Origin of the sequence: Pseudomonas sp. KCJK8993 (genome assembly GCF_046230915.1) — a bacterium.
Lineage (GTDB): Bacteria > Pseudomonadota > Gammaproteobacteria > Pseudomonadales > Pseudomonadaceae > Aquipseudomonas > Aquipseudomonas piscis.
Map to the genome: position 1 here is coordinate 21993 of NZ_JBJJLO010000004.1, position 22809 is coordinate 44801.

The window sequence follows — 22809 nt, forward strand, 5'->3', positions numbered from 1 at the left end:
GCGCTTTTTCGTTGCAGCCGGGCCTGATTACTTCAGGATCACGGCGCCTTTCATCATCGAGTTGTGGCCTGGGAACGAGCAGAAGAACTGGTAGCTCTCGCCAGCGGTCAGCTTGGACACGTCGAAGGTCACCGAATCCTTTTCACCGGCACCGATGATCTTGGTGTGGGCGATGACGCGGGTGTCGCCTTCCTTCAGGTAGTTCTTGTCGATGCCTGCGGCCATGCCGTCGGCAGCGATGCCCGCCATGTCTGCGGTCTTGCTCAGTACCCAGTTATGGCCCATGACGTTCTTCGGCAGGCTGCCGGAGTGAGCCAGGTTCACGGTGAAGGTCTTGCAGCTCTTGTCGATGGTGATTTCCTTGGTGCTGAAGGACATCTGGTCGGTAGAGTCGACGTCGACCTTGCATTCGGCGGCCATCAGTTGGCTGCTGGCCAGTGTCAACAGGGATACCGCGACGAGTTTGGCAAACATGGTGAATCTCCAAGGCAGGGTTAACAAAATCCATCTGAATCCATGGGGGGCAAGACTGCCTGAATTTCTCGCTATTGCCTATGATTTGCATCAAGAAACTGTATACAACTCTCTGCTATCAGGCCGATCGAAACAATCAAGCAGCCAGTCCCCGGGACTGTCCCTAGAATCGCCGACATCACCCCATCGGAGCCTGGATCATGTCGCTCAACAGCCTGTTTCGCAGCTTGTTCGCCGCCTACGCCTGTGGTGCCAGTGGCACCCACGAGATGCCACGAGGCGACGCTTAATGCTTGGACGCAGCTCATCGAGCCTTTACCCTGAGGCGATCTTTGAGCTGGGAGCAAGACATGTCGTTAACTTCTGTCTGTGTATTTTGTGGCGCCAGCGCCGGCGCCAATCCTGCCTACCGTGAAGCCGCCCAGGCCATGGGCCGGGCCATCGCCGAACGCAACCTCACCCTGGTCTACGGCGGTGGCGCGGTGGGCCTGATGGGCATCGTCGCCGATGCGGCCATGGCCGCTGGCGGGGAAGTCGTGGGCATCATTCCGCAAAGCCTGAAAGACATCGAGATCGGCCACAACGGCCTGACCCGCCTGGAGGTGGTGGATGGCATGCATGCGCGCAAGGCACGCATGGCCGAACTCAGCGATGCCTTCATCGCCCTGCCCGGCGGCCTGGGTACCCTGGAAGAACTGTTCGAAGTCTGGACCTGGGGCCAGCTGGGCTACCACCGCAAACCCCTGGGGCTGCTGGAAGTGAATGGCTTCTACGAAAAACTCGGAGGTTTCCTCGACCATATCGTCGGCGAGGGTTTCGTCAGTACTGCGCACCGCCAGATGCTGCAGATCAACCAGTCGCCTGCCGGCCTGCTGGATGCCCTGAGCACCTGGCAACCTTCGGTCTCGGCCAAGTGGGTCGACTCAAAGCCGAGCTGAAGCCGAAGCCCCCGACAAGCGTCCCAAGCGGTATCAGGGGCGCTTGCGCTGCGGCTTCAACGACACCTTGAGCAACTGGCGCTGATGGCGAATCTCCAGCAGCTTTCCACGCATTTGCCGGTGACGCCGGCTGTTGAGCAACAGCAATCCCAGCAAGGGCAGCAACAGCCCCACCAGGTAGATGCCCTGGTGCGGATGGTATTGGAACATCGGCGCCACCAGGACCAGGCACAGGGCGAAGTAACCGGCCACCAGCCACACCCCCCAGGCAATGCCGCGCACCACCAGCAGGTTACCCACCACCAGCAGCAGGATCAGCACCAGCAGGCCCAGGCCCATGTAGTCGTTGCTCTGCTCCGGCGCGATGCCGCGCCAGTAGGTGACTTGCGCCAGCGACAACAACAGCGATGCACTGAAGCAGCCCAGCAGCACCGTGAGCATGAAGGTCGGGAAATAGCGCGCCAGGAACTCGCGCATGTTGCCCCCGCCGATCATTCGTCGAACTCCTCGTAGAGCCCCACGGCCAGGGTCTTCGCCGTGCCCAGGTTACCGGAGCGGATGCTGCCGGTCGTGCTCAGGACCGCGCCCAGGGCATCTTGCATCTGTGTCAGGGTCGCGTGCCGGATCTGCGTCGTCGAATAGCGCTTGGGCAATCCGCCGGCCCGCTGCTGCAACTTCATCAACTTGGGAGTCAGGCTCGGGTCGCGCAGGCTCAACAGTTCCTTGGTCAGCCTGGCTCGCTCCTGGCGGTTGAGCCCCTTGAGCAGCTGGGTCCAGCTCTTGCCGGTGTTGGCCGCCTTGCTGGCCTTGAGCAGCTTGACCGTGGTCAGCGCGGAGCCCCCGACACCCACCAGGGAAATGCCATCCAGGATCGGCGAAACAATGGCGTACCACTCGGCGTCGTCCATCCGGTCGTTGGCCGCCGGATCCTGGATCTCGTTGATCACCCGCGCCCCACCGATCACGCACTGGGCGGTCCCGGCCACCGCCGCCGACACCCCAAGCGCCACCATCCAGGCACTGGCGCCGGCGGTGAACGGCACGGCGACGCTGCCGCTGAACACCACCAGCCAGCCGATCACCGCGGCGGCACAGGACAACGAGGTGTTGAAGGATTCGGTGGCCAGGCGCGACTCGCGGGGGTTGTTCTTCACCTGGTCGACGAACTGCTGGGGCGCGATATACCTCTTCGCTTCCCGCAGGACCACACGCTTGGGGGTGATGCTGCAAATCGGCCTGAACTCACGCAGGGTGATCACATTGAAGTCGGCATCGATGTACACCACCCCCGCCCCGACGATCGATGAATCGCTATCGATGGCGGCGAACAGCCGTGGCAGGTTGAGTTGGCTTGCGATCCGCTGGCGGGCGAGCATCTGGGTGATGTTGAGGTCCCTGGTGACTCCGTCTATAGCGCTGGCCACGTGATTCGTCCTTGGTCTGGCGGTGGAGGGTTGCCTGATGGCTTGAGGCCACCTCGGCATGCACTGAATGAAGGTCGCCAACCTTAACAAAGCGCCGGGCTCTTGTTGCCCTGTGCCCGTTAAAAATCCGCAGGGAAAAGCCAGACGCCAGCTTCACGGCTGGCGTCTGGTCATATCAGCGCGGTACCACCGGCTTGCGAGCCGGTTTCTTGCCCTTGCCCTTGGCAGCGTCGGCACGCTCCTTGGCGGCCTGCTTGTTGCGGGCGAAGGCCGCGGCCTTGGCCTGCTCGCGCTTGTCCCAGGCGTTGCCGCCATCGCTGGCACGGGGCGGCAAGCCAGTGTGCTGGGTCAGGATCCGGGTTTCCTTGGCCACCTTGTGGCTGCCGGCCGGGGTCGAGTTCTTGCGCCGGGCGCTCTGGTAGCTGTCGGTAGATGGCTGGTGCGCCGGGATCAGCTGGTGCTTGCCCGAACCGATCAGGTCGCCGCGGCCCATGCGCAGCAGGGCCTCGCGCAGCATCGGCCAGCCCTTGGGATCGTGGTAGCGCAGGAATGCCTTGTGCAGCCGGCGCTGCTCCTCGCTCTTGACGATGGTCACGCCGTCGCTCTTGTAGGTGACCTTGCGCAGCGGGTTCTTGCCCGAGTGATACATGGCGGTGGCGCTGGCCATCGGCGACGGATAGAACGCCTGCACCTGGTCGGCGCGAAAGCCATTGCCCTTGAGCCACAGCGCCAGGTTCATCATGTCTTCATCGGTGGTGCCCGGGTGGGCGGCGATGAAGTACGGGATCAGGTATTGCTCCTTGCCCGCTTCCTTGGAGTATTTCTCGAACATCCGCTTGAAGCGATCATAGGTGCCGATCCCAGGTTTCATCATCTGGTTCAGCGGGCCTTCCTCGGTGTGCTCCGGAGCGATCTTCAGGTAGCCACCCACGTGGTGGGTCACCAGTTCCTTGACGTACTCCGGCGATTCCACCGCCAGGTCATAGCGCAAGCCGGAAGCGATAAGGATCTTCTTCACCCCTGGCAGGGCGCGGGCGCTGCGGTACAGCTGGATCAGCGACGAGTGGTCGGTGTTCAGGTTCGGGCAGATGCCGGGAAACACGCAGGACGGCTTGCGGCACGCGGATTCGATTTCCGGGCTCTTGCAGGCGATGCGGTACATGTTCGCGGTCGGGCCGCCGAGGTCGGAAATGACGCCGGTAAAACCCGGAACCTTGTCGCGGATTTCTTCGATTTCGCGAATGATCGACTCTTCGGAGCGGTTCTGGATGATCCGCCCTTCGTGCTCGGTAATGGAGCAGAAGGTGCAACCACCAAAGCAGCCACGCATGATGTTCACCGAGAAACGGATCATCTCGTAGGCCGGGATTTTTTCCTTGCCATAGGCCGGATGCGGAATGCGCTGGTAAGGCATGCCGAACACGTAGTCCATTTCCTCGGTGGTCATCGGGATGGGCGGCGGGTTGAACCAGACATCGACTTCGCCATGCTTCTGCACCAGCGCACGGGCGTTGCCCGGGTTGGTCTCCAGGTGCAGCACGCGGTTGGCATGGGCGTAGAGCACCGGATCGTTACGCACCTTTTCCATGGACGGCAGGCGGATCACGGTCTTGTCCCGGGTCATCTTCGGGCTGGCCAGGATCTGCACCACCTTGGCTTCCTGCGGGTCTTCCACCGGCCCCTTTTCTTGCTCGATGGCGCAGGCGGCCGTGTCCTGGGTATTGACGTAGGGGTTGATGATCTTGTCGATCTTGCCCGGGCGGTCGATACGGGTGGAATCGACCTCGTACCAACCTTGCGGCGTGTCCCGGCGAATGAACGCGGTGCCGCGCACATCGGTGATGTCTTCGATCTTCTGGCCGTAGGACAGGCGCTGGGCGACTTCGACAATCGCCCGCTCGGCGTTGCCGTAGAGCAGGATATCGGCGCAAGCGTCGATCAGGATCGAGTTGCGCACCCGGTCCTGCCAGTAATCGTAATGGGCGATGCGGCGCAGGGAGGCCTCGATGCCACCGAGGATGATCGGCACATGTTTGTAGGCCTCCTTGCAACGCTGGCTGTAGACCAGGCTGGCGCGGTCCGGACGCTTGCCCGCCAAGCCGCCCGGGGTATAGGCGTCGTCGGAGCGGACCTTCTTGTCGGCGGTGTAGCGGTTGATCATCGAGTCCATGTTGCCCGCTGCCACCCCGAAGAACAGGTTCGGCTCGCCGAGCTTCATGAAGTCGTCCTTGGACTGCCAGTTGGGCTGGGCGATGATCCCTACGCGAAAGCCCTGGGCCTCCAGCAGCCGGCCGATGATCGCCATGCCGAAGGACGGGTGATCGACGTAGGCATCGCCGGTGACGATGATGATGTCGCAGGAATCCCAGCCGAGCTGATCCATCTCCTCCCTGCTCATGGGCAGGAATGGCGCCGGCCCGAAACATTCGGCCCAGTACTTTGGATAGTCGAATAACGGCTTGGCTGCTTGCATGTCGATGACCGGTGTTGGCGCAGATAAGGACGCGCTGAATGACAGGGAAATTCGCGGGCGCGGAATATAGCACAAAAAATGACCAATTCCGACGACCATGGTCGGAAATTGGTGGAGGCGTTAATCGCGGGCAAGCCTCGCTCCTACAGGAGCCGCCCGCGATCGGGACGGCGAGTCTTACTCGTCGTCGTCGAAGTTGTAGCTGCCCGGAGCCAGGTTCTCGAAGCGCGTGTACTTGCCGATGAAAGCCAGGCGGACGAAGCCGATGGGGCCGTTCCGCTGCTTGCCGATGATGATTTCGGCAATGCCCTTGTGCTCGGTCTCCGGGTGGTACACCTCGTCCCGGTACACGAACATGATCACGTCGGCGTCCTGCTCGATCGCTCCGGATTCCCGGAGGTCGGAGTTCACCGGACGCTTGTTGGGACGCTGTTCCAGGGAGCGGTTGAGCTGGGACAGGGCCACCACCGGGCAGTTGAATTCCTTGGCCAGGGCCTTGAGGGAACGGGAGATCTCGGAAATCTCGTTGGTCCGGTTGTCGCCGCTGGAGCCCGGGATCTGCATCAGTTGCAGGTAGTCGATCATGATCAGCGCGATATCGCCGTGCTCGCGCACCAGACGCCGGGTCCGGGCACGCATCTCCGAAGGGCTGATGCCCGCGGTGTCGTCGATGAACAACTTGCGGTCGTTGAGCAGGTTGACCGCCGAGGTCAGGCGCGGCCAGTCGTCGTCTTCCAACTGGCCGGAACGAACCTTGGTCTGGTCGATCCGGCCGAGGGACGACAGCATACGCATGATCAGCGATTCGCCTGGCATCTCGAGGGAGTACACCAGCACCGCCTTGTCGCTGCGCAGTACGGCGTTCTCTACCAGGTTCATGGCGAAGGTGGTCTTACCCATGGACGGACGACCGGCGACGATGATCAGGTCCGCTGGCTGCAGCCCGCTGGTCTTCTCGTCGAGGTCGGTATAGCCGGTGGACAGGCCGGTGATGGCGTCGGACGTGTTGAACAGGGTATCGATGCGATCGATGGCCTTGGTCAACAGTTCGTTGACGCCCACCGGGCCGCCGGTCTTGGGCCGTGCTTCGGCGATCTGGAAGATCTGCCGCTCGGCCTCGTCGAGGATCTCCTCGGCGGTGCGGCCTTCGGGATTGAAGGCGCTGTCGGCGATCTCGTTGCTGATGCCGATCAGCTGGCGCAGGGTCGCCCGCTGGCGCACGATCTGCGCATAGGCCTTGATGTTGGCGACCGACGGGGTGTTCTTCGCCAGTTCGCCAAGGTAACCCAGGCCGCCGACCTGGGCGGTCTGGCCTTCCTTGTCCAGCTGCTCGGACAAGGTCACCACGTCGATGGGCAGGTTCTGGTCGGCCAGGCGGGCGATGGCGCGGAAAATCAGGCGGTGGTCATGTCGATAGAAATCGCCGTCGGAGACCTGATCCAGCACACGCTCCCAGGCGTTGTTGTCCAGCATCAGACCACCGAGCACGGCCTGTTCGGCCTCGATGGAGTGCGGCGGCACCTTCAGGGCAGCGGTTTGCAGATCGTATTGCTCGGGAGCGGAAATATCGTTCATGGCCACTTGGAATTCTAGAGACGGAAATCAGGATCGGCAGAAAGACAAAGGGCACGACCTGTAAACAGGATCGTGCCCGATGTTAACCGTCAGTCACACGAGGTGCCAGACGATTTGGTACTGCTTAAGCAGCCACCACGACAACGCGTACGGTAGCTTCGACTTCAGCGTGCAGGTGCACGGCTACGTCGAACTCACCCACGTTACGGATGGTGCCGTTCGGCAGACGAACTTCGCTCTTGGCAACTTCAACGCCGGAGGCGGTCAGTGCGTCAGCGATGTCGTGGGTGCCGATCGAACCGAACAGCTTGCCTTCGTCACCAGCGGTGGCAGTGATGGTCACTTCCAGCTCAGCCAGTTGCGCAGCGCGAGTTTCGGCAGAAGCCTTCTTCTCTGCAGCCAGTTTTTCCAGCTCGGCACGACGCGCTTCGAATGCAGCCAGGTTGGCAGCGGTAGCAGCGGTGGCTTTGCCGAAAGGCAGCAGGTAGTTACGGCCGTAACCAGCCTTAACGTTTACCTTATCGCCCAGGTTGCCCAGGTTGGCGATTTTTTCCAGCAGGATCAGTTCCATTTGGTAATAACCTCTTAACTTTTAACCTTCACCGTTCGCAGAACCGTTATCGGCGTCTTTCGGCGCCAAACGACCGCGAAAATCAATCAGGCTGTCGACAATGGCCAGGACCACGAGCAACGGATAGATCAGCTGCATGAACGGCAGCATCGTGATGTACACCCCAACCAGCCAGAACCTGGCCAGTCGCCCTTGCGCCACCAGCCCGTGAATCAGGGCCAGCCCGGCGAAGGCCAGCGGCACACTGCACATCGGCGTCAGCATGGCCAGTTGCGGTCCGAAGCTCGGCCCGACCAGCATGCACGCCAGCAGCAACATCGCTGGCCCAAGGGGAATTCTGATGGCGCGAAATTCGCGACCAAAACCACCCGGGTTATACAACACAGCTTGCCAGTAACGCCCAAGAATCAGGCTCAGCACGCTGATGGCTTGCAGCAAGGCCGCTATCAGGCCGGTCAGGATCGGGGCGATCAGCGTGGCGAGGCGCGCTCGCTCTTCCACCGAAAGCTGCTGGTAGACCTCACCCAAGGCCATCGGCAGGATCTTGATCAATTCCTGTGACAGCGCTTCGATCTGAGGGCGGAATGCCGCACCCAGGACTCCAGCGAACACCAACCCCATCGCTATGCTGACCAGCAGCACGCGGTTCCAGGATTCGCTTGCGCGTAAAACCAACGCAAGGCTCGAAGACCCCAGCAGCACCAGAAGCGCTCGTGGATCATCGAACGTCAGCCACCAGAGCAACGCCGGCAGCACTCCCAGAGCCAGGACACCCACGGCGTCCTGCAATCCGCGCCGCAGCAGCACGAGGCTTGCAGCGGCAGCACCCAACCAATACAACAACGGCAATGCTGAACAACCAGCCACTACCAGAGTGGCCTGCACACGACCGCGCATGATGAACTCAGCTAAGGCGCGCATGCATTCAATCCCTTACTACTTGTCGACTGCCCGGTCTCAGCGGCCGTGGCTGTCGGTGTAGGCCAGCAGGGCCAGGAAGCGGGCGCGCTTGATAGCGGTGGCCAGCTGACGCTGATAACGAGCTTTGGTACCGGTGATGCGGCTTGGAACGATTTTGCCGGTCTCGGATACGTAGGCTTTCAGAGTGTTGAGATCTTTGTAATCGATCTCTTTCACGTCTTCAGCGGTGAAGCGGCAGAATTTACGACGACGGAAGAAACGTGCCATGTGATTGGCTCCTCAAAAGATCCGTGGATTACTCGTCAGCGTTATCGCTGTTGTCGCTGTCATTGCTGTCGTCGCCATCGGCGCTGTCAGCATGCTCAGGACGGTCACGACGCTCACGGCGCTCGCTGCGGTTTTCTTCGGCCTTGAGCATCTCGGATTGGCCAGTGATGGCTTCTTCGCGACGGATGACCAGGTTACGGATCACTGCATCGTTGTAACGGAAGTTATCTTCCAGCTCAGCCAGGGCTTTACCGGTGCACTCAACGTTCAGCATCACGTAGTGAGCCTTGTGAACATTGTTGATTGCGTAGGCCAGTTGACGACGGCCCCAGTCTTCCAGACGGTGGATCTTGCCGCCGTCTTCTTCGATCAGCTTGGTGTAACGCTCAACCATGCCGCCGACTTGCTCGCTCTGATCCGGGTGGACCAGGAAGATGATTTCGTAATGACGCATGAATGCTCCTTACGGGTTGTAGCCTGCCGCCTGTAAGCGGTCAGACAAGGAGTGAATGACACTTTGTGTGTCTTGCCTGGTCGTAGGCCCCCAATAAACGAAGGGGTACCTGCCGTGCGGCAAGGGGCGCAATTGTAGAGAAGGGGAAACAGCGGCGCAAGGCAATTGGTGAATATTTGAACAGCAACTAAAAACCATGGGTCGCGAGCGGCAAGCAATAATACTTGCCGCCCATGACCTGCCGCTTGCTACTTGCGCGCGGCCTTGGCCTTGGCGCCGCGCTGGCGCATGGCCTCGAACAGGCAGACGCCCGTGGCCACGGAGACGTTGAGGCTGCTGACACTACCGGCCATCGGCAGGCGCACCAGGTAATCGCAGTGCTCGCGGGTCAGGCGGCGCATGCCCTTGCCCTCGGCCCCCATGATGATGATGGTCGGCCCGGTCAGGTCCTGATCGTACAGTTCCTGCTCGGCTTCGCCAGCAGTGCCGACGATCCACAGGCCACGCTGCTGGAGCTTCTCCAGGGTGCGGGCCAGGTTGGTCACCGCCACCAGCGGGATCACTTCTGCAGCGCCACAAGCCACCTTGCGCACGGTTGGCGTCAGGGTCGCCGACTTGTCCTTGGGTACCAGCACCGCCAAGGCCCCCGCGGCATCGGCGGTACGCAGGCAGGCACCAAGGTTATGCGGATCGGTCACACCATCGAGCACCAGCAACAGCGGTGCACCCTCAGTGCGATCCAGCAGCTCATCGAGCATGGCTTCGCCCCAGACCTGGCTGGGGCTGACTTCCGCCACCACGCCCTGGTGCACGCCCTCGACCCAAGCGTCCATTTCACGGCGCTCGGCCTGACCGACCGCAACCCGGTTCTGCCCCGCCAAGTCCAGCAGTACCTGGACCCGGGGATCACTGCGGCCTTCAGCCAGCCAGATCTGCTTGACCCGCTTGGGATGGTGACGCAGCAATGCTTCCACGGCATGTACACCGTAGATCTTTTCCAATTGACTCATGACTTGGCCTTAGGTTTACGCGCCCCACCGCTCTTTGCGCCGGAGCCTGACTTGGACGGCCCCTTGCGATGCTTGGTGGGCTTGGCAGGCTTGTCGAACGCCGGCTTGCCGGACTTTCCAGCCGCGGGCTTGCCGCCGGCCTTGGCCTCGGCCAGCAGCGCCTTCTTCATCTCCCGGCTTTTGCGTACCTCGGCGTTTTTCGCCGCGGCATCGCTGGGACGGTAGGCGTCGGAGGCCTTTTCCTTGCTGGAGCCGCGGCGGGCCGGCTTGGCCGGGCCGCGCTCCTCGACCACCTTGCTCGCCGGCCCGTCGGCCACGCCGCGCTTCTTGTGTCCAACGGGGGCGCTGAAGGTTTTTTCCGCCATTTCGAAGTCGATCTTGCGCTCATCCAGGTCGACGCGCATGACCCGCACTTCCACCGTGTCACCGAGGCGGAAGCTGCGACCCGTGCGCTCGCCCGCCAGGCGGTGGTGCACAGGATCGAAATGATAGTAGTCAGCCGGCAGCGCCGTGACGTGCACCAGGCCCTCGACATAGATATCGGTCAGCTCGACGAACAGGCCAAAACCCGTCACGGCGGTGATCACACCCGGGAAGGACTCGCCTACACGGTCCTTCATGAACTCGCACTTGAGCCAGTTCACCACGTCCCGGGTGGCTTCGTCGGCGCGCCGCTCGCTCATCGAGCATTGCTCGCCGAGCTGCTCCAGGATGGCTTCGTCGTACGGATAGATACGCGCCTTGGGAATGCTCGTCGCACCGGCACGACGCACGTGCGGCGTCTCTTGCCGGGAGTGGATGACGCTGCGAATGGCCCGGTGGGTCAGCAGGTCCGGATAGCGACGGATCGGCGAGGTAAAATGGGTATAGGCCTCGTAGTTCAGGCCGAAGTGACCCTGGTTGTCGGCGCTGTATACCGCCTGGCTCAACGAGCGCAGCATCACGGTCTGGATCAGGTGGTAGTCCGGACGATCCTTGATCTTTTCCAGCAGGGCCTGGTAGTCCTTCGGCGTCGGACCTTCCTTGCCCTTGTGCAAGGTCAGGCCGAGTTCGCCAAGGAAGGCGCGCAGCTTTTCCAGGCGCTCCGGTGGCGGGCCATCGTGCACCCGGTACAACGCAGGGATTTCATGCTTCTTGAGGAATTCGGCGGTTGCCACGTTGGCCGCCAGCATGCACTCCTCGATCAGCTTGTGAGCATCGTTGCGCGCGGTCGGCCGAATCTCGGCGATCTTGCGCTCGGAACCGAAGATGATCCGGGTTTCCTGGGTTTCGAAATCGATGGCGCCACGGGTATGGCGGGCACCCAGCAACACCTTGTACAGCGCGTAGAGCTGCTTGAGGTGCGGCACCACATCGGCATACTCGCCGCGCAACTGCTTGGCTTCGCCGGTCTTGGGATGCTCGAGCATGGTGCTGACCTTGTTGTAGGTCAGGCGCGCCTTGGAGTGGATCACCGCTTCGTAGAACTGGTAGTCGGTCATTTCGCCTGACTTGGAGATGGTCATTTCACAGACCATGGCCAGGCGATCGACCTTCGGATTCAGCGAACACAGGCCGTTGGACAACTCTTCAGGCAGCATCGGGATCACGCGCTCGGGGAAGTACACCGAGTTGCCGCGCACCTGAGCCTCGGCATCCAGGGCCGAACCGATCTTCACGTAGCTGGAGACGTCGGCGATCGCCACGTACAGCTTCCAACCACCGCCGAACAGGCGCAGCTTGCCGGGCTTGGCTTCGCAATAGACCGCATCGTCGAAGTCCCGGGCGTCCTCGCCGTCGATGGTGACGAAGGGCAGGTCACGCAGGTCGATACGTTTTTCCTTGTCCTTCTCTTCCACCTCCGGCTTGAGCCGGCCGGCCTCCTTGAGCACAGCCTGGGGCCAGACATGGGGGATATCGTAGGTGCGCAGGGCGACATCGATCTCCATGCCCGGCGCCATGTAGTTGCCGACCACTTCGATCACATCGCCTTGCGGCTGGAAGCGCGGCGTCGGCCAGTGGGTGATCTTCACCTCGACGAACTGGCCGATCTTGGCATTGGCGTTGCGGCCCGGGGTCACCAGCACTTCCTGCTGGATCTTCGGATTGTCCGCGACCACGAAGCCGATACCGCCTTCTTCGAAGTAGCGACCCACGATGCTTTCATGGGCACGCGATACCACCTCGACGATCACGCCTTCACGCCGGCCGCGGCGATCCACGCCGGACACCCGGGCCAGAGCCCGATCGCCGTCGAATACCAGGCGCATTTGCGCCGGGCTCATGAACAGGTCTTCACTGCCGTCGTCCGGCACGAGGAAGCCGAAACCGTCACGGTGACCGCTGATACGGCCGAGAATCAGGTCGAGCTTGTCCACCGGTGCATAGGTGCCGCGGCGGGTATAGATCAGTTGAGCGTCGCGCTCCATGGCGCGCAGGCGGCGGCGCAGGGCTTCGAGTTGGTCTTCTGTGGTCAGACCGAACTCTTCCACCAACTGCTCGCGACTAGCTGGCGAACCCCGGTCAGCCAGATGCTGGAGGATGAGTTCGCGGCTAGGAATAGGGTTTTCGTATTTTTCCGCTTCACGAGCGGCCTCGGGATCGAGGGACTGCCAATCGGCCATTAGATAGATTTCACCTTGTCTATATCCCCGTTAGTTTGGCATACGCGTATTGAAACGGGAAATTTCAGGCTTGGACAAAGCCGGAAAACACTTCGTCACTCCCCTGATACCTCCTTGCGTCTACCCCCGGAGCATTTTTTCAAACTTTTTTGAATCCAGGGGTTTACAGCTCAAAACAGCGTCCGTATAGTGCGCGCCATCGACGACACAGACGTCAGCGATACTGCCCAGATGGTGAAATTGGTAGACACGCCAGCTTCAGGTGCTGGTGGCCGCAAGGCCGTGGAAGTTCGAGTCTTCTTCTGGGCACCAATTCAAAGCTTCAGGACCTTTACCTGAAGCCTCACAAAAACCCGCGAAAGCGGGTTTTTGCGTTTCTATGCCCCAAGTTTTCCTTCTCTCTTCCGGGCTCCCCTCCCGCAAAGCGCACATGAGAAACGATATCGTTTATGATTGTTACAAGTTTTTGCAATGCAAGAGTGAGGAAACCTGCGAATGATGTTCAGAAATACCCTCCTACCAACATCCCTTCTGCGTGGCTTGACCATCACTTTGCTGGGATTGACCCTGGCAACCCCCATCACCCAAGCCGCTGAACCCGTGTCCCTGACCCTCTACAACGGCCAGCACAAGGAAGTCGGCGAAGCGATCGCCAAGGCCTTCGAAGCCAAGACCGGCATCCACGTCAATGTTCGCAAGGGCAGCAGCAACCAGCTGGCCAGCCAGGTAGTCGAAGAAGGCGAGCGCTCCCCCGCCGACGTGATCTATTCCGAAGAATCCCCACCCCTGAACAAACTGGGGGAACAGGGCCTGCTGGCCCAGACCGACACCGCCACCCTGGCCGCCCTGCCCAAGGAGTACGTGGCCAGCAACGGCACCTGGATCGGTATCACCGCTCGCGTGCGCGTGGTGGCCTTCAACCCCAAGCTAGTCGCTGAAAAGGACCTGCCCACATCGGTACTGGAATTCTCCCAGCCCCAATGGCAAGGCAAGATCGGCTTCGTCCCCACCAGCGGTGCCTTCCAGGAACAGGCCGTGGCGATCATCAAGCTGCACGGCATGGATGCAGCCGAAGAATGGCTGACCGGACTGCGAGCCTTCGGCAAGGTCTACAGCAACAACATGGTGGCGCTCAAAGCCGTGGAAAACGGTGAAGTGGCTGCGGTCCTGGCGAACAACTACTACTGGTTCGCCCTGCAGCGGGAAAGAGGCCAGCTGGACTCCAAGCTGCACTACTTCACCAATGGCGACGCTGGAGGCCTGATCACCGTCTCCAGTGCGGCGGTACTCAAGTCCAGCAAACATCCCAAGGAAGCCCAGCAATTCCTCGCCTACATGGCCAGCGAAGAAGGCCAGCGCGTGATCACCCAGACCACCGCGGAATATCCGCTGCACAAGGGCATGGAGTCCAACCGCGGGCTCAAGCCCTTCAGCGAGCTGAACCCTCCACGGGTGACACCCGCCGACCTGGGCAATGCCGAACAGGCCCTGGAGCTGGAACGTGATGTCGGCCTGAACTGATGGGCCCTTCGCTTTCCGCCGCACGCGCCCCTCGCGCACCGGGGCGCAAGCCTCCTCCTGCCTGGTTGCTACTGCCGGTCCTGCTGTTGGTCTGCCTGAGCCTCTTGCCCCTGGGGTATGTGGTGCTCAAGGCCTGGCAAGCCGGCTGGGCAGAAGCTTGGCACCTGCTATGGCGCCCCTACGTATTCCGCCTGCTACGCAACACGCTGTTGCTGATGCTCGGAACGACCGGCGCCTGCGCGATCATCGGCCTGTCCCTGGCCTGGCTACTGGAGCGCAGCGACCTGCCGGGCCGGAGGATCTGGGGCGTGGTGCTATGCCTGCCATTCGCCGTGCCAGCCTTCGTCAGCAGCTTCACCTGGGTGTCCCTGAGCGCCAGCTTCGAAGGATTGGGCGGGGCGATCCTGGTGATGACCCTCTCCAAGTACCCGCTGGTATTCCTGCCTGTAGCCGCCGCCCTACGCAATCTCGACCCATCCCTGGAGGAATCCGCGCGCACCCTGGGGCAGGACCGCTGGGGAGTGTTCTTCAAGATCACCCTGCCCCTGCTCTGGCCATCGCTACTGGCGGGATCGCTGCTGATTGCCTTGCACATGCTGGTGGAATTCGGCGCCCTGTCGATCATGGGCCTGCAGACCTTCACCACGGCGATCTACCAGCAATTCGAGCTGGAATTCAGCAACGCCAACGCGGCGATGCTGTCGGCCGTCCTGCTGCTGTTGTGCCTGGCCCTGCTATGGCTGGAACTGCGGGCCCGCGGCAAGGGTCGGCACGTACGCATCGGCCAGGGAGTCGCCCGCCATGCCGAACAGGTGCGCCTGGGCGCCTGGAGCCTGCCCGGACAGCTCTATTGCCTGGCACTGGCGCTGATCGGCAGCGGCATCCCTCTGGCAATGCTGGCCTATTGGCTGGCGGTAGGTTCATCGGCCGCCTTTCCCATGGCCGCCATCGGCGAGGCCCTGCTTTCGTCCCTGGCGCTCTCCCTTGGCGGCGCGGCGCTGTGCCTGCTGCTGGCGGTGCCGGTGGGCCTGCTGGTGGTGCGCTACAAAGGGCGACTGGCGATCTGGGCCGAACGCCTGCCTTACTTGCTGCACGCCTTGCCGGGCCTGGTGATCGCCCTGACCCTGGTGTACTTCGCCTTGCACTATGTGCCGGCGCTGTACCAGACCTCGGCGCTGCTGCTGATCGCCTACGCCTTGCTGTTCCTGCCACTGGCCCAGGCACCGATTCGCACAGCCTTGAACAAGGCAGCACCACAGCTGGAAGAGGCGGCACGAACCCTGGGAGCTTCGTCGTTCGGGGCCTTTTGCCGGGTCACCCTGCCGATCATCTTCCCGGCACTGGGTGCGGCCTTCGCCCTGGTGTTCCTAGATGCGATGAAGGAACTCACCGCGACCCTGCTACTCAGCCCCACGGGGCTGAACACCCTGGCCACCGCAGTCTGGGCCCATACCTCGAACCTGGAGTTCGCCGCAGCGGCGCCCTATGCGGTGCTATTGATCCTGGTCTCGGGCCTGCCGGTGTACCTGCTAACGACGCGCATGTACCTGAACCGCTGAGAGCAGCCGCCCGATGGCTCGCCAGAGCCATCGGCCAGCACCAACCTCAGGCGCGAAACTGGCCCAGGCTGGCCTTGAGCTGCGCCGCCAGGCTGTCCAGCACCTTGCCGCTGGCGGTGGTTTCCACCACCGCCTGGGCCGCACGCTCGGCCTGGGCATGAATGGTCTCGACCCGTCCACGCACCGCCTGCGCCCCCTGGGCCTGTTGCGCCGCAGCCTGGGTAGCCAGACCGATGGCAGCGTGCACCTGCTCCACCGACGACTGCACCGACTGCTGCAATCGAGCGCTGTCGCGCAGCACCAGCAAGCCTTCACTGGCCTGGCGCCCGGCCTGGCCGATAGCCGCCACTGCTTCGCGCGCACCTTGCTGCAAAGCGCCGATATGGGCCTGGATATCGCCGGTGGAACTCTGGGTCTTGCTGGCCAAGGCCCGCACTTCGTCCGCCACCACCGCAAAACCGCGCCCGGTCTCGCCGGCCCGAGCCGCCTCGATCGCCGCATTCAGCGCCAGCAGGTTGGTCTGCTCGGCGATGCCATGGATCACCGTCAGCACCACCTCGATCTGCTCGCTCTGCTGGGCCAAGCGCTCGATCACCTTGGCCCCGGTATCTACCTGCCCGGCCAACGCTTCGATCAAGTTGCCGACCTGTTCCGAAGTCCGGGTGGTCTCATCGGTGGCTTGGCGGATCTCTACCACTTGTTGCAACGCGGCCTGCATGGCCTGGCTCTCCGCCTGGGCCTCGTCAGCCATGTGCGACAGGGCCCGCAGGCTCTCCGCCACCTCGTCGCGCTGAGCCGCGGCCGCCGCATCGGCGCCGGCATTACGCAAGCTCATCGCGCCAATCTCGACCCCGGTGCGCTGTGCCACATCGCCCGCCTCACGGACGATCGGCTGCAACTTGTCGACGAAGCGATTCACCGCCGAGGCCATGTCGCCGATCTCGTCGTTGCTGTTGAGCGGCACGCGCTTGGTGAGGTCGCCCTCACCGGCCGCCAGGTCATTGAGCGCGGCAATCAGCAGGTGCAGCTTGTTGACCACCCGCCGCCCCAGCACCACCGCCAGCAACAGCAGCAGCGCCAGGCCCACCAAGGCCAGGCCTACGCCAATCTGCCAACGCAGGGTGGCCGCCGCCTCTTGCACGGTACTGGCAGTGTTGGCCTGCATCTCGGCCGCCGTGCCCTGGGCCGACTGCAGCCGTGAACGCATCGCCGCCGAACTGTCGGCGGAGGCCCCCTTGAGACTGTCGCCAACAAGCTGGTCGCTGCTCGCGATCAAGGCCGTGAAGCGCTGGTCCAATGCCGCGATGTCTGCCTCCACGGAGGCCGTGGATACCCCCATCAGCACCTTGCCGATCTCCACCCCATTGGGATTGATCGAGGCCTCTATGTAGTAGACCGAAGGGTCGTTCTTCGCCGCGTCCAGGACCTTGTCCAGGGCCCGATCGCCCTTGCCCTTATCCAACAGGGCACGGTTGATGGGGTTTTCACGGTTCAGGTAGCGAGTCAGGTGCGCACCCGTGGCATCGTCATACACCACGAAGAGCACGCTAGGGTTGCGCTGGGCCCGCCGCGCGAACTCGGACAAGGTTGGCACATCGTTGTCCCACATGGCCCGAGGCGCCACCGAGGCCAGCAACTGGGCCATATCGTTGGCGGAATCCTTCAGGTCTTTCTCCAGCGCGTCGCGCAGCTGTACCTGCTCCTCCTTGAGCCGCGACGACAAGCCAGCCGTAAGCCGCTGGCGAGTACTGGCGGACAGGCTCTCCAGGCTGGAGGTGACCTCCTTGCCCGCCTGTTCCAGTTCCCCCGCGAGCTTCTGGCTGTCACCGCCCAGGCGCGAAGCCAGGTTTGCCTCCAGGGCTGTCACCGTGCTCCGGGTCAGGGCGACGGCGACCAGCACCTGCACCAAAAGGGCGATACCAAGAGTAACGAAAACAGGCCGTAGTAAACGGCTTTGTAACAGTGAGAGAACGGCCGACACAGGAAATCCCTCTACTTTTGACGCCATTATTCTGATGGCACTCTAGAAGTGGATTCCCCAGCAAGGGTCGTGCCGTGCAGCAGGCAGAAACGACAAAGGGCCCCATGAGGGGCCCTTTGCTTGCTACATCAACAGCTTATCAAGCGAACGGATGACGCAGGACGATGGTCTCGTTGCGGTCCGGGCCTGTCGAAATAATGTCGATCGGCGCGCCGACCAGCTCTTCGATGCGCTTGATGTAGGCCAAGGCGGCAGCCGGCAGCTCTTCCAGGGTCTTGACGCCCAGGGTCGACTCGCTCCAGCCCGGCATCTGCTCGTACACCGGCTCCAGGCCAATGTAGCTGTCAGCGTCGGTTGGCGCGTCGATGACTGCACCATCCTGGTTCTTGTAGCCAACGCAGATATTGATGGTTTCCAGGCCGTCCAGTACGTCCAGCTTGGTCAGGCACAAGCCCGAGATGCTGTTGACGTCGATGGCGCGACGCAGGATCACGGCATCGAACCAGCCGCAACGGCGGGCACGGCCAGTGGTGGCACCGAATTCATGGCCACGCTTGGCCAGGAAGGCACCGACGTCATCGAACAGCTCGGTCGGGAACGGGCCCGAACCAACACGAGTGGTGTAGGCCTTGGTGATGCCCAGGATGTAGTCGATGTACATCGGGCCCACTCCGGAGCCGGTGGCAATGCCGCCAGCGGTGGTGTTGGAGCTGGTGACGTACGGATAGGTACCGTGGTCGATGTCCAGCAGCGAACCCTGGGCGCCTTCGAACATGATGTCCTTGCCGTCGCGACGCAACTGATGCAATTCGGCGGTGACGTCGAGCATCATCGGCTTGAGCTGCTCGGCGTACTCCATGCACTCGTCCAGGGTCTTCTGGAAGTCGATGGCTGGCTCTTTGTAGTAATTGACCAGGACGAAGTTGTGGTAGTCCAGCAACTCGCCCAGCTTGGCGGCGAAACGCTCGCGGTGGAACAGGTCGCCGATGCGCAGGCCACGGCGAGCCACCTTGTCTTCGTAGGCCGGGCCGATGCCACGACCGGTGGTGCCGATCTTGGCTTCGCCACGGGCTTTCTCCCGGGCCTGGTCCAGCGCCACGTGGTAGGACAGGATCAGCGGGCAGGACGGGCTGATGCGCAGGCGCTCGCGTACCGGTACGCCTTTTTCTTCCAGCTTGACGATTTCACGCATCAAGGCATCCGGAGCCACCACCACGCCGTTGCCGATCAGGCACTGCACGCCTTCGCGCAGCACGCCGGACGGGATCAGGTGCAGAACGGTCTTCTCACCGTCGATCACCAGGGTATGGCCGGCGTTGTGGCCACCTTGGTAGCGCACTACGGCGGCGGCATGTTCGGTCAGCAGATCAACGATCTTGCCTTTGCCCTCATCACCCCACTGGGTGCCCAGGACTACGACATTCTTACCCATAACATTTGTCCTCATTCGCGCAAACTTGGTGCCGGCGAGCGCCGGCAGGAAAACTCAGGAAACCAGTGGCAATACTTGCCAAATACCATCTTGCTGAACCAATTGCCGGTCGCAGTCCGCTTCCGCGGCGGCGGCCAGGGGCTGCCCTGGCAGGGCCTGGACCACGCGCTGGCCTTCGCTGCGCAGCTGGCAGACGGTCCGCCAGAGCGTTGCGTCGGTGTTATCGGGCATCCAGATACCACCCGACGGCAATTCGATCTCGGCACGCCCCAGGGTCACCAGGGTCTTGAGGTCGGTGGAGAAACCGGTAGCCGGCCGGGCACGCCCGAAGTCCGCACCGATGTCATCGTAACGACCGCCCTGGGCGATGGATTGACCCACGCCAGGGACGAATACCGCGAACACCACGCCGGTGTGGTAGTGATAGCCACGCAGTTCGCCAAGATCGAAATACAGCGGCAGATCCGGGAAACGCACCGACAGGCGCTCGGCAATCGTCAGCAGTTCATCCAGGGCCACCAGCACCGGGGTCGGCGCACCGGCCAGGCGACGGCGAGCGTCGCTCAGTACCTCACGGCTACCGCACAGGTCCACCAGGGAACGCAGCATCTGCGCCAGGTCCGCCGGCAGCCCTTCGGTCAGGCTGATGACTTCATCGATCGCCTTGCGCTGCAAGGCGTCGAACAATTGTTGCTCCACGGCGCCGGACAAGCCGGCAGCCTGGGCCAGGCCACGGTAGATACCCACGTGGCCCAGGTCCATGTGCACATCCGGCACCTCGGCCAGCTGCAGCATGGCCAACATCAGGCTGATGACCTCGACGTCGCTGCTTGGGCTGGCGTCGCCGTACAACTCGGCACCCAGCTGGATCGGGCTACGGGAAGTCGACAAGGCCCGCGGCTGGGCATGCAGCACACTGCCGGCGTAGCACAGGCGGCTCGGCCCTTCACGACGCAGGGTGTGGGCGTCGATACGCGCCACTTGTGGCGTGATGTCGGCACGGAATCCCATCTGCCGGCCCGATTGCGGATCGATGACCTTGAAGGTGCGCAGGTCCAGGTCCTGGCCGGCGCCCGTCAACAGGGACTCCAGGTATTCGATATGGGGAGTGACGACGAACTCGTAACCCCAGCTCTGAAACAGATCCAACACCTGACGACGCGCCACTTCGATGCGCGCCGCTTCCGGCGGCAATACTTCTTCGATGCCATCTGGCAGCAGCCAGCGGTCTACCGTTGCCATTACGCCATTCCCCTATGGTCCGGGCGGCAAGCCTGGGGCCAGCCTTAGAGTGAAGCAGAAAACAGTCGCATCCGACGCGAGCTCAGCCGGACAGGCAGCCAGAAATCGGCTGTACAGACCCTTTTCCTCGAAAAATCCCGCCGGACTCTTGAACGAGCCACGGCCAATCAAACATGCAGACGCAAAAAAGCCGGGAATTTCCCGGCTGCCGCATCATACACCCGTTTTCCCAAAGGATCACCCCGCGAGGCATTTTAGCCGCCCGGCGGGGTGCCCCAGGGTCAGGGACGGATCAAGGCTTGGACTTTTCCAGGTAGTGGAAAAAGTCGCTGCTTGGGTCCAGCACCATTACGTCGGATTTGTTCGCGAAGCTTTCACGGTAGGCACGCAGGCTACGGTAGAACGCGTAGAACTCCTGGTCCTGGCCGTAGGCCTTGGCGTAGATCGCTGCCGCCTGGGCGTCACCATCACCACGAATCTCCTCGGACTCACGATAGGCTTCGGCCAACAGCACCCGACGCTGACGATCGGCGTCGGCACGGATGCCTTCGGCCAACTCGTTACCCTTGGCACGGTGCTCGCGGGCCTCACGCTCACGCTCGGTGCTCATCCGCTCGAACACGCTGCGGTTCACTTCCTTGGGCAGGTCGATCGCCTTGACCCGGACATCCACGACTTCGATGCCCAGCTCTTTCTCCGCCATCTTGTTCAGCGAGCCGGTGATGTCGGCCATCAGCGCATCGCGCTCGCCGGACACCACCTCATGCAGGGTGCGCTTACCGAACTGGTCACGCAGGCCCGACTCCAGGCGGCGGGACAGGCGCTCGTCAGCGATCTGCTTGAGACCGGAAGTCGCGGTGTAGAAACGCTCGGCGTCCTTCACTCGCCACTTGGCGTAGGCATCCACCATCACGGCTTTCTTTTCCAGGGTCAGGAAGCGCTGAGTCGGTGCGTCCAGAGTCATCAGGCGCGCATCGAACTTACGCACCTGGTTCACGTAGGGCACTTTCACATGCAGGCCAGGCTGGACATCGGCCTGGACCACACGACCGAACTGCAGCAACACCGCGCGCTCGGTCTGAGCCACGATGTAGAAGCTGTTCCAGGCAACCACCGCCACGACTACACCCACGATCAGGGCGATCAGCGATTTATTGCTCATCAGCGACTCTCCCTAGAACGCGTCTGCTGCTGTTGCTGCATATGCTCAACCGCCGCGCGCGCATTCGCTTCATTGCTGGAGGTAGAAGCAGAGCCCGTTACCGAGGAGCCACCGCTACGACCACTGTCGATCATCTTGTCCAACGGCAGGTACAGCAGGTTGTTCTGCCCGCCCTTGCCACCGGTCACCAGCACCTTGCTGGTATTGCTGAAGACTTCCTGCATGGTGTCCAGGTATAGGCGCTGGCGAGTGACCTCTGGCGCCTTGCGGTACTCGGCAACCAGCTTGGTGAAGCGATCGGCCTCACCCTTGGCGCGCGATACCACTTCGTCGCGGTAACCGTTGGCATCCTCGAGGATGCGCTGGGCCTGGCCGCGAGCTTCAGGAACCACGCCGTTGGCGTAGGTTTCAGCCTGGTTGCGCGAACGCTGCTCATCTTCACGAGCACGGATCACGTCGTCGAAGGCTTCCTGCACTTCACGCGGGGCCGCTGCGCTCTGTACGTTCACCTGGGTCACAGTGATACCGGTGCGATAGTTGTCGAGGAAACGTTGCAGACGCTCCTTGATCTCGCTGGCCATGAGTTCACGCCCCTCGGTCAACACCTGGTCCATGGCGGTGGAACCCACCACGTGACGCAAGGCACTGTCGGTCGCGTGTTGCAGGCTGATCTCCGGCTGGTCGACGTTCAGCACGAAGTCCTGCAGGTTACTGATCTTGTACTGCACGGTCAGCGGCACCTCGACGATGTTCTCGTCCTCGGTCAGCATCTGGCCCTGCTTGGTGTAGGCACGCTCACGCGTGACGTTTTCCATGTACTTGCGATCGATCGGCGGGAAATAGATGTTCAGGCCCGGGCCAACGGTCTCGTAATACTTGCCGAAGCGCAGCACCACGGCCTGCTCCTGCTCGTCGACGACGTAGACGGCGCTGTACAGCCATGCCGCCGCCAACACCACCAGACCAATACCCAGCAAGCCGAAACCACCACCCTTGCCGGAGCTGGGGCCGTCATCACCACGTTTCTTGCCACCACCGAACAACCCATTCAGGCTTTCCTGCAGCTTACGGAAGGCCTCGTCGAGATCTGGCGGGCCCTTGCGATCGCCGTTATTGCGGCGCTTACCGCCCCAAGGGTCCTGATTATTCGAGTTGCCACCCGGCTCATTCCAAGCCATAGCGCTCTCCATCTGATAAAGCAA

General features: G+C 62.2%; 19 protein-coding genes and 1 tRNA gene. 4 read left to right on the top strand and 16 right to left on the bottom strand.

Going from position 1 to position 22809, the window contains the following annotated elements:
- Positions 1-27 precede the first annotated feature (27 nt).
- Positions 28-474 carry an azurin gene (gene azu / locus ACK6AU_RS02480; protein WP_185697523.1) on the bottom strand — a complete coding sequence of 149 codons (447 nt, stop codon included), beginning with the start codon at positions 472-474 and terminating at the stop codon, positions 28-30.
- 350 nt (positions 475-824) lie between these two features.
- On the opposite strand from azu, the gene ACK6AU_RS02485 reads away from it, so the two are divergent.
- Positions 825-1412 carry a TIGR00730 family Rossman fold protein gene (locus tag ACK6AU_RS02485; RefSeq protein ID WP_185697522.1) on the top strand — a complete coding sequence of 196 codons (588 nt, stop codon included), beginning with the start codon at positions 825-827 and terminating at the stop codon, positions 1410-1412.
- 33 nt (positions 1413-1445) lie between these two features.
- Here ACK6AU_RS02485 and ACK6AU_RS02490 read toward each other — a convergent pair whose 3' ends face one another.
- The 10 genes from ACK6AU_RS02490 to rnr form a co-directional block, all read right to left on the bottom strand.
- Positions 1446-1907: a hypothetical protein gene (locus ACK6AU_RS02490; RefSeq protein ID WP_409297574.1), complete on the bottom strand. Its 462-nt coding sequence runs from the start codon at positions 1905-1907 to the stop codon at positions 1446-1448.
- Entirely contained in the window at positions 1904-2788 is an 885-nt protein-coding gene (locus ACK6AU_RS02495; protein ID WP_221775132.1) for an NAD synthetase, read from the bottom strand. Before ACK6AU_RS02495 ends, ACK6AU_RS02490 begins: the two co-directional genes overlap by 4 nt.
- Positions 2789-3011: 223 nt before the next feature.
- Complete coding sequence (locus ACK6AU_RS02500; RefSeq protein ID WP_185697519.1) at positions 3012-5309, bottom strand: YgiQ family radical SAM protein; 2298 nt, start codon at positions 5307-5309, stop codon at positions 3012-3014.
- A 177-nt stretch (positions 5310-5486) separates the two neighbouring features.
- Positions 5487-6884 (bottom strand): replicative DNA helicase, encoded by a 1398-nt coding sequence (dnaB, locus tag ACK6AU_RS02505; protein WP_185697518.1) that lies wholly within the window; start codon positions 6882-6884, stop codon positions 5487-5489.
- A gap of 124 nt (positions 6885-7008) precedes the next feature.
- Positions 7009-7455 (bottom strand): 50S ribosomal protein L9, encoded by a 447-nt coding sequence (gene rplI, locus ACK6AU_RS02510; protein WP_007921484.1) that lies wholly within the window; start codon positions 7453-7455, stop codon positions 7009-7011.
- A 21-nt stretch (positions 7456-7476) separates the two neighbouring features.
- Positions 7477-8376 carry a hypothetical protein gene (locus ACK6AU_RS02515; RefSeq protein WP_409297576.1) on the bottom strand — a complete coding sequence of 300 codons (900 nt, stop codon included), beginning with the start codon at positions 8374-8376 and terminating at the stop codon, positions 7477-7479.
- Between the two features lie 36 nt (positions 8377-8412).
- On the bottom strand, positions 8413-8643 hold the full coding sequence (gene rpsR, locus ACK6AU_RS02520; RefSeq protein WP_002551829.1) for a 30S ribosomal protein S18: 231 nt from the start codon (positions 8641-8643) through the stop codon (positions 8413-8415).
- Between the two features lie 28 nt (positions 8644-8671).
- On the bottom strand, positions 8672-9097 hold the full coding sequence (gene rpsF, locus ACK6AU_RS02525; RefSeq protein ID WP_022641809.1) for a 30S ribosomal protein S6: 426 nt from the start codon (positions 9095-9097) through the stop codon (positions 8672-8674).
- Between the two features lie 248 nt (positions 9098-9345).
- Entirely contained in the window at positions 9346-10107 is a 762-nt protein-coding gene (gene rlmB / locus ACK6AU_RS02530) for a 23S rRNA (guanosine(2251)-2'-O)-methyltransferase RlmB (protein ID WP_022641808.1), read from the bottom strand.
- Positions 10104-12710, bottom strand: a complete 2607-nt coding sequence (gene rnr, locus ACK6AU_RS02535; protein WP_409297579.1) for a ribonuclease R — start codon at positions 12708-12710, stop codon at positions 10104-10106. The genes rlmB and rnr overlap by 4 nt, the downstream gene beginning before the upstream one ends.
- A 225-nt stretch (positions 12711-12935) precedes the next feature.
- On the opposite strand from rnr, the gene ACK6AU_RS02540 reads away from it, so the two are divergent.
- From ACK6AU_RS02540 to ACK6AU_RS02550, 3 genes are all read left to right on the top strand, one after another.
- A tRNA-Leu gene (locus ACK6AU_RS02540) sits at positions 12936-13022 on the top strand.
- Between the two features lie 183 nt (positions 13023-13205).
- Positions 13206-14231: an extracellular solute-binding protein gene (locus ACK6AU_RS02545; protein WP_409297581.1), complete on the top strand. Its 1026-nt coding sequence runs from the start codon at positions 13206-13208 to the stop codon at positions 14229-14231.
- The gene (locus tag ACK6AU_RS02550; RefSeq protein WP_409297583.1) at positions 14231-15790 is read left to right on the top strand and encodes an ABC transporter permease; all 1560 of its coding nucleotides are present in this window, start codon (positions 14231-14233) and stop codon (positions 15788-15790) included. The genes ACK6AU_RS02545 and ACK6AU_RS02550 overlap by 1 nt, the downstream gene beginning before the upstream one ends.
- 46 nt (positions 15791-15836) lie before the next feature.
- On the opposite strand, the gene ACK6AU_RS02555 is transcribed toward ACK6AU_RS02550, so the two are convergent.
- The 5 genes from ACK6AU_RS02555 to hflK form a co-directional block, all read right to left on the bottom strand.
- A complete protein-coding gene (locus tag ACK6AU_RS02555; RefSeq protein WP_409297585.1) occupies positions 15837-17771 on the bottom strand; it encodes a methyl-accepting chemotaxis protein in 1935 nt (644 codons plus the stop codon).
- Positions 17772-17910: 139 nt separating this feature from the next.
- A complete protein-coding gene (locus ACK6AU_RS02560; protein ID WP_022641569.1) occupies positions 17911-19203 on the bottom strand; it encodes an adenylosuccinate synthase in 1293 nt (430 codons plus the stop codon).
- Positions 19204-19257: 54 nt separating this feature from the next.
- On the bottom strand, positions 19258-20445 hold the full coding sequence (locus ACK6AU_RS02565) for an ATP phosphoribosyltransferase regulatory subunit (protein WP_185697512.1): 1188 nt from the start codon (positions 20443-20445) through the stop codon (positions 19258-19260).
- A 292-nt stretch (positions 20446-20737) separates the two neighbouring features.
- A complete protein-coding gene (gene hflC, locus ACK6AU_RS02570; protein WP_185697511.1) occupies positions 20738-21607 on the bottom strand; it encodes a protease modulator HflC in 870 nt (289 codons plus the stop codon).
- Entirely contained in the window at positions 21607-22785 is a 1179-nt protein-coding gene (hflK, locus tag ACK6AU_RS02575; protein WP_022641566.1) for an FtsH protease activity modulator HflK, read from the bottom strand. Before hflK ends, hflC begins: the two co-directional genes overlap by 1 nt.
- Between the last annotated feature and the right edge of the window lie 24 nt (positions 22786-22809).